The sequence below is a fragment of the Shinella sp. OV683 genome, from assembly GCF_057787725.1.
On sequence record NZ_CM173543.1, the window covers coordinates 498,690 to 512,455 of the forward strand.

13 protein-coding genes are annotated in these 13,766 nt (G+C 61.2%); 8 read left to right on the forward strand and 5 right to left on the reverse strand.

All coding sequences use genetic code 11. From position 1 onward, the window contains the following. Positions 1-11 precede the first annotated feature (11 nt). From ACXHRN_RS02420 to ACXHRN_RS02440, 5 genes are read right to left on the reverse strand one after another with little or no spacing between them, the layout of a single operon-like run. Complete coding sequence (locus tag ACXHRN_RS02420) at positions 12-905, reverse strand: SIS domain-containing protein (RefSeq protein ID WP_488639758.1); 894 nt, start codon at positions 903-905, stop codon at positions 12-14. A 22-nt stretch (positions 906-927) separates the two neighbouring features. After that, complete coding sequence (locus ACXHRN_RS02425; protein WP_488639759.1) at positions 928-1,788, reverse strand: MBL fold metallo-hydrolase; 861 nt, start codon at positions 1,786-1,788, stop codon at positions 928-930. Between the two features lie 3 nt (positions 1,789-1,791). Continuing rightward, positions 1,792-2,742, reverse strand: a complete 951-nt coding sequence (locus ACXHRN_RS02430) for a phosphoglycerate dehydrogenase (protein ID WP_488639760.1) — start codon at positions 2,740-2,742, stop codon at positions 1,792-1,794. Between the two features lie 3 nt (positions 2,743-2,745). Next, entirely contained in the window at positions 2,746-3,699 is a 954-nt protein-coding gene (locus ACXHRN_RS02435) for a shikimate dehydrogenase family protein (RefSeq protein ID WP_488639761.1), read from the reverse strand. 22 nt (positions 3,700-3,721) lie between these two features. Continuing rightward, positions 3,722-4,348 carry a glucose-6-phosphate isomerase gene (locus ACXHRN_RS02440; protein WP_488639762.1) on the reverse strand — a complete coding sequence of 209 codons (627 nt, stop codon included), beginning with the start codon at positions 4,346-4,348 and terminating at the stop codon, positions 3,722-3,724. A gap of 261 nt (positions 4,349-4,609) precedes the next feature. On the opposite strand from ACXHRN_RS02440, the gene ACXHRN_RS02445 reads away from it, so the two are divergent. The 8 genes from ACXHRN_RS02445 to ACXHRN_RS02480 all read left to right on the forward strand — a co-directional run bounded on the left by ACXHRN_RS02445 (position 4,610) and on the right by ACXHRN_RS02480 (position 13,749). Then, entirely contained in the window at positions 4,610-5,578 is a 969-nt protein-coding gene (locus tag ACXHRN_RS02445) for a sugar ABC transporter substrate-binding protein (RefSeq protein WP_488639763.1), read from the forward strand. Between the two features lie 89 nt (positions 5,579-5,667). Then, positions 5,668-7,182, forward strand: coding sequence for a sugar ABC transporter ATP-binding protein (locus ACXHRN_RS02450; RefSeq protein WP_488639764.1), 1,515 nt, complete (start codon positions 5,668-5,670; stop codon positions 7,180-7,182). Next, positions 7,179-8,174, forward strand: a complete 996-nt coding sequence (locus ACXHRN_RS02455) for an ABC transporter permease (protein WP_488639765.1) — start codon at positions 7,179-7,181, stop codon at positions 8,172-8,174. The genes ACXHRN_RS02450 and ACXHRN_RS02455 overlap by 4 nt, the downstream gene beginning before the upstream one ends. A 17-nt stretch (positions 8,175-8,191) precedes the next feature. Next, positions 8,192-9,712 carry a xylulokinase gene (locus ACXHRN_RS02460; protein WP_488639766.1) on the forward strand — a complete coding sequence of 507 codons (1,521 nt, stop codon included), beginning with the start codon at positions 8,192-8,194 and terminating at the stop codon, positions 9,710-9,712. A gap of 7 nt (positions 9,713-9,719) precedes the next feature. Beyond that, a complete protein-coding gene (locus ACXHRN_RS02465; protein ID WP_488641807.1) occupies positions 9,720-10,493 on the forward strand; it encodes an SDR family NAD(P)-dependent oxidoreductase in 774 nt (257 codons plus the stop codon). Positions 10,494-10,739: 246 nt separating this feature from the next. Continuing rightward, positions 10,740-11,498, forward strand: a complete 759-nt coding sequence (locus ACXHRN_RS02470; RefSeq protein ID WP_488639767.1) for an SDR family NAD(P)-dependent oxidoreductase — start codon at positions 10,740-10,742, stop codon at positions 11,496-11,498. Between the two features lie 87 nt (positions 11,499-11,585). Then, positions 11,586-12,704 carry a glycerol dehydrogenase gene (locus ACXHRN_RS02475; protein WP_488639768.1) on the forward strand — a complete coding sequence of 373 codons (1,119 nt, stop codon included), beginning with the start codon at positions 11,586-11,588 and terminating at the stop codon, positions 12,702-12,704. Positions 12,705-12,732: 28 nt separating this feature from the next. Beyond that, positions 12,733-13,749, forward strand: coding sequence for a galactitol-1-phosphate 5-dehydrogenase (locus ACXHRN_RS02480; RefSeq protein ID WP_488639769.1), 1,017 nt, complete (start codon positions 12,733-12,735; stop codon positions 13,747-13,749). Positions 13,750-13,766 lie beyond the last annotated feature (17 nt).

Here is a 13,766-nt window from a genome sequence, read left to right on the forward strand (position 1 = left end):
GACATGCTGGTTTAGCGGGGCCTTGCGGGGCCGTTGATGCGCTGGTTTCGAAGCAGTTGCTTCATGTTCTCGAAGCGTTGGCCGTGTTCGGCGTCCCGGCGCAGACCCACTGCCGAGCAGAGGATGTCGACCACCACGAGGGCCGCAATACGCGAAATCGTCGGCGTGTAGATATCGGTGTTGTCCAGCGTCTCGACGAGAATCGCAACGTCGCAATGGTCGAGAAGCGGCGCGCGCGAGCCCGAGACCCCGATGACCTTGGCGCCGCCGTTGCGCGCGACTTCCGCGACCTCAATCATTGCGATCGTGTGGCCGGTATTGGAGAAGATCACGGCGACGTCGCCCGCCTGCATCATCGACGCTGTCATCAATTGCTGGTGCGTGTCGGCCTGCGCACCACAGGGTACACCGAATAGGGGAAACTTCTGCTGCGCGTCCAGCGCCACGATCCCGGAGGCACCGAGTCCGAAGAATTCGATGCTGCGGGCCTCGCTCAGCAGTGCGATCGCCTGTCCGAGTGCCTCGGTATCGAGGTGGCTGCGCGCCCAGTCGAGGCTGGTCATCGTGTAGCCGAAAATTTTCTCGACCAGTTCGGCCGTCGAGTCATCCTTGGAGAGCACGGAGTGGGTGGCAGTCGTGCCGAGCGCCAGGCTGTGGGCGAGCCTGAGCTTGAACTCCTGGTAGCCGGTGCAGCCTATTGCCACGCAGAAGCGGATCACGGTGGGTTCGCTGACATCGGAAAGCGCTGCAGCCTCCGACAGAGCCGCATTCAGGATCCGATTAGGGTCTTCGAGCACGCGATTGGCAACCTTACGCTCGGACTTGCGAAGGTCGGGCAGCGCCTGCCGCACGATTTCGAGGATATTCTGCCCGGCATTCCGGGCTGAGATGTCTTCATACGCCATGGCCGATTCCTGCCATTGCCCGCTATCCACCGTCAAGGCGAAACTCTGTGTGGTAGCGGGCGCGCAGCACCTCCATTGGAGCGTCCCGCGCGGCGCGCTCGATCTCGGTAGCCGATATCGTGTTGAAGGCGAACATATCGTAGTGGTGCGCAATCATGGTGCCGATCCCGCAGCGCTGGCAAACTGCGATCGCTTCAGACATCGTGAGATTTCCGGCAAACCCGGCTGCCTTCAAGGTCGCTGAACGGCCATTGACCGGCAGTAGCGCCAGATCGGGGGCGAACCCCCTGATTTCCTCATCCTGGCCTTCGAACGGGATTGTGTCGCCCGAGTGAAAGATGCGGGCGGAGCCAAAGTCCAGCCCGTAGCCAAGGAATCTGTGGTGGCCGCTTTCATCCTGTTCCAGGGTTTCATGCGCGGCGCGTAGAACATGGAGCTCGAAGCCACTGAACTGTATTCTTTCCCCTGCATCGACCAAAATCAGCCGGTCGCTATTGACGCCGATCCGCTGCATGGCCAGTTCGCACGATGCAGCGGGTACCACGAATTTCAGCAACGGCAGGCGGTTTGCCAGTGGCTTGAGCGTCTCGGCATCCATATGGTCGGTATGCTGATGGGTGCAGAGCACCAGATCGACCTTGCCCAGCTGATCCGGCGTCAGTGGCGCCGGCGCCATTCGCTCGTGCGGGTAGCGGGTGCTGCGGTACTTGTCGGCAAGCGAGTCCGAGAGATAGGGATCAATGACGATGCGCTGGCCACGCGCTTCAACAACGAAGCCGGCCTGCCCCAGCCAGAACAGCGAGATGCCATTGCCCGGCCCAATGCTGAGCTTCTGGGCGAGCGGTTCTTCGAAGGAGATCGGGTTGAGATGAGACACAGCCATGCCTTACGCCGTCAGGGCGCGTTGTTCGAGACCGAGTGATTCCAGCAGGTTGAAGATTGCCATTTCGGTGGCGCGATTGACGCTTTCCTCGGTATAGCCGCCGATATGGGAACTGGCGATCACATCCGGTCGCGAGGCAAGGCCGGGATATGTCGGGGGCTCGGGGTCGAACACATCGACGCAATAGGTCTGCAGTCGCCTTTCATCGAGCGCTGTGATCACAGCCGCTTCATCCACAAGCGACGCCCTTGCTGTGTTGACGAGTATCAGGCCGGGTTTGACGGTCTTCAGCATGTCGGCATTGATTAATGCCTTGCCATCCCGGCTCGGTGGACAATGCAGCGTCAATATATCGGTTTCGCGGAAAATCTCCGCATGCTCCGCCCAACGGAATCGTGCCGGGTCGATCCCGAGTTCCGGTCGCGCCGGGTCGTAAGCTAACACATGCGCGCCCATCGCCGAGGCCAGCCGCGCCACGGAGCCGCCAACTGCGCCGCAGCCAATGACGCCCACGGTGCGGCCGAAGAACTCGATGCCGCGACGGCGGGGCCAGCCGCCCACCTTCAGGCCCTGATCGGTATAGGGAAGGTGGCGCATGGCCGAAAAGATCATCGCGATCGCCAGCTCCGCCACTCCGCGTGCATTGGCACCATCGGCGGTACGCACCGTGATGCCTCGCGCCTTCATCTCGCCGAGCGGCAGGTTATCAAGGCCTGTGCCGTTGCGGCTGACGACCCTTAGTCTGGTGGCAGCGGCAATGACCTTCGGCGAGACTGGTTCGACACCGGCCAGCCAGCCTGTGACCTCGGGCACCAGCCGCAGCAGTTCGGCCTCATCCGGCAGCTTGCCCGGTGTCGCATAGACAATCTCGACCCCGTGACCGATCATTGCCTCGACGGCGGGATGGGGCGCTTCCGTCAGCGAGCGCGGCGTGACAAGCACTTTGTGACCCATGGTTCAACCCTTCGAGACTTGCTGCGCGATGCGGGAGATTTCATCGAATCTTGGTCCGCTGGCGGGAATGTCGATATGGAAGACTTCCGCAATCACCTGCGTCCAGCCATGGATGAAGTAGATCCAGCCATCCTCGATCTGCAGCTCCTTTGCCGCTTCTTGCGCCCGCGCCTGATCGAGAAAGATCAGCTCGCCGCGATAGTTGAGATCCCAGACGATAGCGCCTTGCGGAAATTGCACCGCATCGGACAGTGGCGAGCCCGGCGCATCCTTGCCGAGACCGGTCGCGTTGATCACCACGGAATCCGGCTTGAGGGATGCTACGATGGCGTCATTGTCCGTTGGCCGAGGCGCCAGCAGATAGTCGACCGGCACCGTCGTGTGCATCGCATCATGGATTCGCTTGATCTCGTCCAGTCGGTGCTGGCTGCGGTTGGAAACCACGATCCGGGAGGGCCGGTCGCCTGTGCGCCGCGCATGCATCATGTGCCAGGTCAGCGCGATGGTCGAACCGCCGGCACCTATCGAGAAAAGTTCTGCGCCTGTGCGTGTAAAGTAGCCGTCCGGCAGGAACGCATCCAGTGCAAGGCCTGAGGAAATCGGGTCCTTGGCATGACAGACAAGTTTGCTGTCGCGCTTGGAAATGCAGCTCGTCTCATCCATCAGCTGCGCGTGAGGGTCGATCTCGTCGAACATGTCCTTGCACGCGTTGAAGAGGTCGATCTTGTGGGTGGTCACCAGGCCCCCCAGCGACATCGGATCGTCTCGGATGAAGGCGACCGCGCGGCGATAGGCATCCGGTTCCGCATGCAGGGGAAAATCGATGCCCTTGATGACGGCATTTTCGAGCCCGAGATACTTGGCCCAGGCAGGAAACACCTTCATGATCGAGCTTTTACCAGTTGTGACGCCGATGAAATACAGCGTCGGCTGGGCCGCCGGAGCATAATCCGTCATTCTTCCTCTCCTCCCGGCTGCTTCAGTCGACCATCGCCATGATGCTATCGACCAAAGCCTTTGGCCGGGCGACATAGCTCTTGTTTTCGACAGCCTTCCAGCCGCCCTTGCCGTCGTCGATGATGCGGCTGCGCATGCCGCCAGCCTTGGCGATGATATCGTAATCCTGGCCGGAATCAGCAGGGTAGGAGAATGTCATGACCAGAGGTTCGCTGCCGACATTGACCGAGCGGTGAATCCAGAAGGGCGGCACATAGCACATCGTCTTCGGGCCGATCTCGATCGTACGCACCTGGCCGTCGGGGGCTTCAAGCAGCATGACGCCAAGGCCGCTTTCGCCATAATACATTTCCGGCCGGTTCGGTCGCGCATGAATGTGCCCGCGCGTCATATAGTACTCGTTACCCACCTTGCCAGGCTCCATGCGGGTCACGCCGATGATGATATCGCCCGAATTTGCAGAGGGTTTGTAGTCGGTGACCTCATAGGCGACCTCGCTGCCGCGGGCGGAGATCAGATCAGCGAAAGCCGCTGCATCTTCGTAAAGACCATCCAGATCCCGGAATGTTTTCACATAGCGGTTGGTCGCACCTTTCAATTGTCCGGCCGCGATGTCGACGTAGCCGACGCCCGGTTCGAGCAAAGCCATTGCTATTCTCCCTGCGATTCATCAATGTAGTAATACTACACAAAAGCTTGCCCAGCACAAGTGCGAAGGGGTCAAAATCTGGCTCACTAGCGTCGTTGCGGCGCAACATGGGTCCATTGCGGCGCAATGTACGTTACAAATGTGTCTTAATCGCAAATATGGGAACGAAATAATCCTTGACCGCCATCCGAAAATGTATTTTAACTACAAGAATGGGAGCCAAACATGCTTCCCACGTCATGGAAATCGGAGGAGTAACCCATGAAGATCACACTTTCAGGATGCGTGTTGGCTGTCGCGATGAGTGTCGCGTCTTTCGGCGCAGCGAATGCGGCTGACTGCAAAGTCGGCATTGCGATGTATACGCTTGGAGCACCTTATTTCGCTGCACAGGTCGCCGCCGCAGAAGATCAGGCCAAGAAGGCGGGCTGCGAAGTCACCAGCGCTGACGGCCAGAACGACATGGCCAAGCAGATCGCCGACGTCGAAGACATGGTCGCCAAGGGCGTCAACCTGCTGATCCTCAATCCGCGCGATCCGGAAGGCCTGGTCGCCGCCGCCGATGCCGCGACTGCTGCCGGCGTCAAGGTGGTGGTGATGGATTCGTCGATCAGCACCAAGGCCAATGTCATCACCCAGGTTCGTTCGTCCAACGACCAGAATGGTTACCTCGTCGGCCAGTGGCTCGCCAACACCATGAAGGGCAAGCCGATGAAGATCATCCTGCTCTCCGGCGACAAGGGCAATGAAGTCGGCCGCGACCGCCGCCTCGGCGTCTTCAAGGGTCTTGTCGAAGGCCAGCTCGTCAATGACGGCAAGGTCAGCTTCGAAGTGGTCGGCCAGGGTTGGGGCGGCTGGGCCCATGAAGGCGGTCTTGCTGCCATGGAAGACCTGCTGACGGCGCATCCCGATGCCAATGTCGTGCTCGGCGAGAATGACTCGATGGTGCTCGGCGCCATGAAGGCTCTCGACGCTCAGGGCAAGACCGACGTGCTGGCGCTCGCCGCCGCTGACGGCCAGAAGGAAGCGCTCGCGCTGATCAAGGAAGGCAAGTACGGCGCTACGGGTCTGAACGATCCCGATCTCGTTGCCCGCACGGCCGTCGACATCGGTCTCAAGGCTATGAAGGGCGAGCTGCCCAAGGACTTCCCGAAGCTCGAACTGACGACGCCTGCGGTCATTACCAAGGAAAACGTCGACAAGTACTACCGCGCCGACGCTGTCTTTTAATACTGTTCCTCCCGAGACGGCTGAAAAGCTGTAGAGATGAGACGGCGGGGCAAACCTCCGTCGCCTCATTGCCATCTGTCCGGAGAGCCATGGTGACCGAACTCGTCAATCTCAAGTCAATCTCCAAGTCGTTTGGAGGTATCCACGCACTGAAATCGGTGAATTTCGACGTGCGCCCGGGTGAGGTGCATGCGCTGCTCGGCGAGAACGGTGCAGGCAAATCCACACTCATGCGCGTTCTTGGCGGCGAAATGACACCCAGCCACGGTGAAGTCGTCATTGACGGCAAGCCGGTCCATTTCCGCGATCCGCGCGATGCCCGGGCACTTGGCATCGTCGTCATCCACCAGGAACTGGCGCTGGCGCCGGATCTGACGGTGGCGGAGAACATCTTCCTCGGCGAACTGCCGGGCCTTATTTCCCATTCCAGCCTGCGCAAGCGGGCAAGGGAGCTGATCGATCGCCTCGGCTTCAAGATCGATCCGGGCCGGATCGCCGGCACACTTGCGGTCGCCCATCAGCAGGTGGTCGAGATCGCCAAGGCCCTTTCGCAGGACATCAAGATCATCGTCTTCGACGAGCCCACGGCTGTGCTGGGCGCGCAGGATGCGATGAAGCTGCACCAGATCATCCGTGGCCTGCGCGACCGCGGTGTCGGCGTGGTCTATATTTCCCACCGCCTTGACGAAGTGTTCGATATCGCCGACCGCATGACTGTCATGAAGGATGGCCAGACCGTCGGCACGGTCAATACGGGAGACGTCAAGGTCGACGAAATCATCCGCATGATGGTCGGCCGGCCGATCGCAACGATGTTCCCCGAACGCGCCAAGCGCGTGATCGGCACGGAACTGCTCAAGGTCGAAAACCTGAATGCTGGTCGCATGGTGCGCGACATCAGCTTTTCCGTCAGGGCAGGAGAAATCGTTGGTCTCGGTGGCCTGATCGGTTCCGGTCGTACCGAAGTCGCGCGCGTCATCTTCGGAGCCGATCCACTCGAAAGCGGCACGATTACCCTCAGAGGCAAGGTGCTGAAGCCCCGATCGCCGAAGGATGCGGTTGAAGCCGGCATCGGCCTAGTACCGGAGGACCGCAAACAGCAGGGTGTCATTCTGGACAAACCGATCCGCGTCAATTCCACCATGGCCAGGATGTCCTCGGTGGTAAACGCGTTCGGCTTCCTCAAGCGGAGCCAGGAGCGCGCCGATGTCACAGCGCTCGGCAAGAGCCTGCGGCTGAAGGCGTCGAGCGTCGATGCGCCGGTATCCAGCCTCTCTGGCGGCAACCAGCAGAAAGTCGTGCTGGCCAAGTGGTTTCACGCCGATGGCGATGTCATCATCCTCGATGAGCCGACGCGTGGCGTCGACGTTGGCGCGAAAACCGAGATCTACGCGCTCGTCAACAAGCTCGCGGAGGATGGCAAGGCTGTTTTGGTGATTTCGTCGGAACACCAGGAACTGTTCGGCCTCTGTGATCGGGTGCTCGCGATGGGGCAGGGGCAGATCCGTGGCGAACTGATGCCCGACAACTACAGCGAAGAGAACCTGCTTGGCCTGTCGATGACGGGCGGAACCATAACTGCAAATCAGGGTATCCAGGCATGACCAGCACGACAGACACTGCAACACAGCCGGAAGAAAAGCGCACCGTCGATTATCGTTCGATCATCCAGCGCTTCGGAACGCTCGCAATTTTCCTGGTCCTCGTTATCGTCGCCACCCTGTGGTCCGACAGCTTCCTCAGTCGTGGCAACATCCTCAACGTGCTGCGACAGGTGGCATCGAGCGCTGGCATCATGGCGGTCGGCATGCTCTTCGTGATCCTGACGCGCGGCATCGATCTGTCGGTCGGCTCGGTCATGGCGTTGGGTTCGGTGTTGACGGGCTATTTCTGCGCCATATCGGGCTATGGTACGTTCGTGACTATCCTGCTGGTTCTGCTGTCTGGCGCTGTTTGCGGCTTGGTGACAGGAGGCTTCATCGCCTATCTCCGGCTGCCCTCCTTCGTGATGTCGTTGGCGATGATGGCGATCGCGCGAGGCCTTTCGCTGATCACTTCGGAGGGACGGCCAATCCCGCTCGATGATGCCGGCGATGCGTTCAGCCGGTTCGGTTCGGGCTTCCTGTTCGGCATCCCGCAGCCGGTCATCTTGATGTTTGCTGTGTTTATCGTCGGCGGCATCGTGCTCAATTACACCCGCTTCGGCCGCGTCATCACGGCGATCGGCTCGAATGAAGAGGCCGTGCGTCTCTCCGGTATCGCCGTGCCGCGCTATATCCTGGCGGTTTATGTGATTTCCGGGGTCCTGGCTGCAGTGGCCGGCATTATCTCGGCCAGCCGCACCGGCGTCGGCTCGGCCCAGGTTGGCGTCGGCGCGGAGCTCAATGTCATTGCGGCCGTGGTCATCGGCGGCGCCAGCCTCATGGGCGGCAAGGGGGGCGTGATCAACACGCTGTTGGGCGCGCTGGTGATGGGCATCATCGCCAATATCATGAACCTTGCCGGCGTTCCGGGCTATCACCAGCAGGTCTATATGGGCGCAATCATCGTCGTTGCCATGCTTCTGCAATACGGCACCGGCTCGCTGAAGCGCTGAACAGGGGCAGGCTGAAAATGACCAATGCCCTCACGCTTGCCATCGATGTCGGCACGGGAAGCGTTCGCGCCGCCCTTGTCGATGGCGCGGGCCGGATCGTGACCATCGCCGCACGCGAGCACGACCAGATCGTGCCGCGCTTCGGCTGGGCCGAACAACGTCCGGAAGACTGGTGGACTGGCGTCGTGGTTTCGATCCGAACGGTGCTCGCTGATGTCCCTGATGCCAAGTCGCGCATCTCAGCGGTGGTCGCCTGCGGTCAGATGCATGGCACGGTACTGGTCGATGAAAAGGGCAAGCTGACCCGCGACCTCGTGCCGCTCTGGAACGACAAGCGCACCATCGGCCTCGTCCGCGACTTCGAGCGCGCCAATGCACCCGAAACCTATCTCGCCGAAAGCGGCAACCCGCCGACGCCCGCCTGGCCGGGCTTCAAGCTCGCATGGTTGCGCGATAATGATCCGGATGCTTATGCCCGCGCGGCCTATGTCATCATGCCGAAGGACTACATCAATCTGCGGCTGACTGGCGAAATCGCTATGGATGAGGGTGACGCATCCTGCTCGTTCCTGATGAACCCTGCCACCCGTCAATGGTCTGCGGCTATGGTCCAGCGACTGGGTCTTGATGGCACGAAACTGCCGCCGATCCGCAATCCGCTGGAAATCCTCGGCCATATCACAGAGGCCGCGGCCCTGGACACGGGGCTTGCCTCCGGTACTCCGGTGCTGGTTGGCGGTGCGGATTATCCCGTAGCACTGCTGGGTTCGGGCACTTGCCGGCCCGGGCTGGTTTCGGATGTCACCGGTACTTCCTGCATTCTGACGCTGATCGCGCCAGCACCGCTTCTCGATCCGGAAATCTCCAATGTCGCCACGGTCGAAGGCAATTGGGGGCCGTTTGCGCTGCTCGAAAGCGGTGGTGATGCGATGCGCTGGGCCCGCCGCGCCCTGCATGAAGGCCGTGAAAGCTATGATCAGCTGGTGGCGCGCGCGGCAGATGCGCCTGTCGGTTCCGATGGCTTGTTCTTCCTGCCGTTCCTGACCGGCGAGCGTCTCGGCGCGCATCGCAATGCACGGGCGCAATTCTTCGGGCTCGGCGCTGCCCACACACTCTCGCATATGAACCGGGCGGTCCTCGAAGGCGTCGCCTTCGCCGGTGCACGCCATCTCAGGATCATGGAAAAAGCGTCCGGCCAGAAGATCGAGCGCGTCATCGCCTCCGGCGGCGGGGCCAAGACAGAGCTCTGGCTGCGCATCAAGGCAAGCGTCTATGGCGTGCCGATCGTCGTGCCGGAGGAGCAGGAATGCGGCATTCTCGGCTGCGCGGCAATGGGTGCCGTGGCAACAGGCCGGTTCAACTCGCTCGGTGAAGCGGTCTCCGCCTTCGTTCGCTATGCCGACGAGATCAAGCCTGATCCGGCGTGGCAGGAAAAGTACCGCCGCATGCAGCCGGTTTTCGACAAGCTCTATTTCAACAGCCAGTCCCTCTATGACGATCTCGACGCGCTGGCTGCCGCAGAATCCGGGAATGAATGAGGAAGCCATGTATCTCGAACTGTTCAGCCTGAAGGGCAAGACGGCGGTTATCACGGGGGCTGCGCGCGGCATCGGCTTTGCCACGGCCGATGCGCTGAGCGAGGCCGGCGCCAAAGTCATCATCACGGACATGAATGGCGAGGCCGCCGCCAAGGCAGCGGCCGAACTCAGTGCCAAGGGGCGCGAAGTGTTCAGCGAAGTGCTGGATGTCACCGACCCGCGTGCGGTGGAGGGGGTGCATGCTGATATCACGGCCCGACATGGCCGCGTCGATATCCTCGTCAACAATGCCGGCATCGCCATCTCCAATCGCCCGGCCGAAACGATGGACGATCCGACCTGGCTGAAGGTGCTCGACGTCAATCTCAACGGTGTCTTCTGGTGCTGCCGGACGTTTGGCAAGGCGATGCTGGAGCAGGGCGGCGGCAACATCGTCAATGTCGGCTCGATGTCGGCCGACATCGTCAACCGGCCGCAGGAGCAGTCGCAGTACAATGCCTCCAAGGCTGGCGTTCACCACCTGACGCGGTCGCTGGCGGCGGAATGGGCGACGCGCAACGTTCGCGTCAATGCGGTGGCGCCGACCTATATCGAGACCGAGCTGACCCGCTATGTCTATGACGATCCGGACATGATGAAGCACTGGGTCGGCAACACGCCGATGAACCGCATGGGCCAGCCGCCGGAAATCGCCGCCGTCATCCTGTTCCTGGCGTCGGACGCCTCGAGCCTGATGACCGGTTCCATCGTCGCCGCCGATGGCGGCTATACGGTCTGGTGAGAGGGATGAACGTCTGTGAGCATCGAACGTTGGAGAGGAGCGTTTGCAACTCGCTCCCTCTTCTCCCCAGCGGGGAGAAGTGCCGAGCAGAGCGAGGCGATGAGGGGGACGGCAACCGATGACGGCGCAGGAAGCCCCCTCATCCGACCCTTCGGGCCACCTTCTCCCCGCTGGGGAGAAGAGGGAGCCAGGCAATCAGCGCCGTGCAATCAGTTGCTCCGGCATTAGGAAACAAGGGAGAGTTTGATGAAAGCCATATTGGATACCTTCCGTAAGGATCTCTATGCCGGCCATAAGGTATTGGTCTCGGGTGCCACGAGCGGCATCGGACTGGCAATTGCCCAGGGTTTTGCCGGCATGGGAGCCGATGTCGTGGCGACCGGCACGTCCGAGGCGAAGATCCACAAGGCGCGCAAGGACCCGGCGCTTGCTGGCATTCGCTTCGAGCAGCTTGATGTTCGCGATCGGGCGGCGATCGACACATTCGTGCCGTCGCTCGGGTCGCTTTCCGTGCTGGTCAACGCCGCCGGCATCGTCAAGCCGGACGAGGAGTTCAATGAAGACGCCTATATGGAAGTGATCGACGTCAACATGAACAGCGCCATGCGGCTGGCGATGGCGGCGCATCCGCTGCTCAAGCAGTCCAGGGGCGCGATCATCAACACGGCGTCGATGCTCTCCTATCTCGCCGACGACCGCGTGCCTGCCTATTGCGCCTCGAAAACCGGCATTGTCGGCCTGACGCGCGCGCTGGCTCACAAGTTTGGCCCGGACGGCATCCGCGTCAACGCCATCGCGCCGGGCTATCACAAGACTGCGATGACGCGGGATATTTGGTCGGTGCCGGAACTGGCCGGCAAGATTGAACATCGCACGGCGTTGAAAAGATGGGGCACGGTCGATGACCTGGTTGGCACATGCCTGTTCCTGGCCTCTCCGGCTGCAGCTTATGTCACCGGTACGACGCTGCCCGTCGATGGCGGTTATGTAAACGGCGGCTGGTAGCCGCAAGCAGGAGGCATTTGGGCAGAACTGCGTCCAGATGCCTACAAATGTAAAGTTCATGCACGATTGTGCGAAAGGGATTTTGCCATGACAACGGAAAATTCAGGCGGACGCTCCTTCGGCGGACCGAACAAGTACATCCAGCGCGCCGGCGAACTGGCCCGGCTGGGCGAGCATATTTCGCGCCTCGGCGAGAGGGCGTTCCTGCTCGCCGATCCCTTCGTGCTCGATCAATATGGTCCGGCGCTGAAGCAGAGCATGGAGAAGGCGGGCCTCGACTTTCAGTTGGAACGTTTCAACGGCGAATGTTCGAGCGGCGAGATCGATCGTATCACTGGGCTGGTGAAGAGTTCGGGAACCGGCGTGGTCGTCGGCATCGGCGGCGGCAAGACGGCCGACACCGCCAAGATGGCGGCAATCGCAACCGACGGCCGGATCGTCATCGTTCCGACCATCGCCTCGACTGATGCACCCTGTAGTGCCATCGCTGTCCGTTACACCGACGATGGCGTCTATCAGGAAGCGCATTCGCTGGGCCGCAATCCCGATATGGTCATCGTCGACAGCGAGGTGATCGTCAGGGCACCTGTACGCTTTCTGGTGTCGGGGATCGGCGACGCGCTTTCCACTTGGTTCGAGGCGCGTTCCAATCTCGACTCGAACTCCACCAATCTGGTCAGGCCCAACATGTTGCCGCCGGCCGCTGGCGTTGCCATTGCCCGCGCCTGCCATGATGTGCTGATGCGCGATGCCCTGGCAGCCAAATTTGCGGCCGAGAAGGGGGCGCTAACCCCCGCCGTCGAGAATATCATCGAGGCCAATACGCTACTGTCGGGCCTCGGCTTCGAGAATTGCGGGGTGTCCGCCGCGCACGGCATTCATGACGGATTGACCGTGCTGGACGAGACTCATTCCTTCTTCCACGGCGAGAAGGTCGCCTTTGGCGTGCTGTGCCTATTGATGCTCGAAGGCAGGCCGCTCGCCGAGATCAGCGAAATGACGGCGTTCTGCCGCAGTCTCGGCCTGCCGACCCGGCTTGCCGATCTCAATCTTGCCACCGTCAGCAAGGCCGATCTGGAGCGTGTGGCGGTAGCCGCACTCGCTGAGGGCTCACCGACCTGGAACGTGGCAGTGCCGCTTTCCGTGCCGATTGTCCGCGATGCGATCATCGCCACCGACGCCTTCACCAGCAGCTTCCCAGGCTGAGTATTCATCCAAAGACAGGACCACACAAATGCGCGCAGCCGTCATGTATTCGCCCGGCGATATTCGCCTCGAAGATATTCCCAAGCCCGAGCTCAAGCCAGGTCACGTCATGCTCAGGGTCGCCGCTGTCGGCGTCTGCGGCTCGGACATTCCGCGCATGCTGATCAAGGGTGCGCACAAGATGCCGATCGTCTGCGGCCACGAATTTTCGGGCCACATCACCGAGATCGGAGAGGGCGTCGAAGGCTTCTCGGTTGGCGAGTTGATGGGCGTCCCGCCAATGCTGCCATGCTACGTCTGCGACCAATGCATGACCGGCAATTTCTCCCGCTGCCGTGACTATGATTACTTCGGCTCGCGCCGTGACGGCGCCTATACGGAATTCGTCGCCGTGCCGGTCGGCAACCTGCTGCGGACACCGAAGGGCATGGATCCCCGCGCAACGGCGATGATAGACCCCGCCTCGATCGCTTTGCATGCAATCTGGAAGGCACCGCCGACCGCCGGCCAGCGCGGTGCTGTCATCGGCTGCGGCCCGATCGGGCTTTTCGCCATTCAGTGGATGAAGCTGATGGGCTGCTCGGAAGTCGTCGCCATCGATGTGTCGGAGGAAAAATTGGCCCAGGCGCGGGAAGCGGGTGCCGATCACACATTCCTGGTCACCGATGCCATTCCGGCTGAGATCAAATGCGATATCATCATCGAGGCGGCCGGGCACAATTCGTCCATCAACGTCGCTGCAAAACTTGCCGCACCCGGCGGCCATGTCGTGTTCATCGGCATTCCGGTCGGCGACATCACCTTGGAAAACAAGACCTTCCAGCATTTCCTGCGCCAGGAAGTTTCCCTGCACGGCGCCTGGAATTCCTTCGGCGCGCCCTATCCCGGCAAGCAGTGGACGGTGACGCTTGACAGCCTGGCGAGCGGAAGGCTCAAGTGGGAATTCATGATCACCCATGAGCTTGGCTTGGAGGAGCTGCCCGCGATGTTCGAGAAAATCAAAAACAAATCCGAATTCTTCTCGAAGATCATGTTCCGCCCATAAATCCCGAGAATCGGAGC

Coding starts and splice junctions, on each gene's coding strand:
- ACXHRN_RS02420 (WP_488639758.1), bottom strand. CDS start 905: ATGGCGTATGAAGACATCTCAGCCCGGAATGCCGGGCAGAATATCCTC.
- ACXHRN_RS02425 (WP_488639759.1), bottom strand. CDS start 1,788: ATGGCTGTGTCTCATCTCAACCCGATCTCCTTCGAAGAACCGCTCGCC.
- ACXHRN_RS02430 (WP_488639760.1), bottom strand. CDS start 2,742: ATGGGTCACAAAGTGCTTGTCACGCCGCGCTCGCTGACGGAAGCGCCC.
- ACXHRN_RS02435 (WP_488639761.1), bottom strand. CDS start 3,699: ATGACGGATTATGCTCCGGCGGCCCAGCCGACGCTGTATTTCATCGGC.
- ACXHRN_RS02440 (WP_488639762.1), bottom strand. CDS start 4,348: ATGGCTTTGCTCGAACCGGGCGTCGGCTACGTCGACATCGCGGCCGGA.
- ACXHRN_RS02445 (WP_488639763.1), top strand. CDS start 4,610: ATGAAGATCACACTTTCAGGATGCGTGTTGGCTGTCGCGATGAGTGTC.
- ACXHRN_RS02450 (WP_488639764.1), top strand. CDS start 5,668: ATGGTGACCGAACTCGTCAATCTCAAGTCAATCTCCAAGTCGTTTGGA.
- ACXHRN_RS02455 (WP_488639765.1), top strand. CDS start 7,179: ATGACCAGCACGACAGACACTGCAACACAGCCGGAAGAAAAGCGCACC.
- ACXHRN_RS02460 (WP_488639766.1), top strand. CDS start 8,192: ATGACCAATGCCCTCACGCTTGCCATCGATGTCGGCACGGGAAGCGTT.
- ACXHRN_RS02465 (WP_488641807.1), top strand. CDS start 9,720: ATGTATCTCGAACTGTTCAGCCTGAAGGGCAAGACGGCGGTTATCACG.
- ACXHRN_RS02470 (WP_488639767.1), top strand. CDS start 10,740: ATGAAAGCCATATTGGATACCTTCCGTAAGGATCTCTATGCCGGCCAT.
- ACXHRN_RS02475 (WP_488639768.1), top strand. CDS start 11,586: ATGACAACGGAAAATTCAGGCGGACGCTCCTTCGGCGGACCGAACAAG.
- ACXHRN_RS02480 (WP_488639769.1), top strand. CDS start 12,733: ATGCGCGCAGCCGTCATGTATTCGCCCGGCGATATTCGCCTCGAAGAT.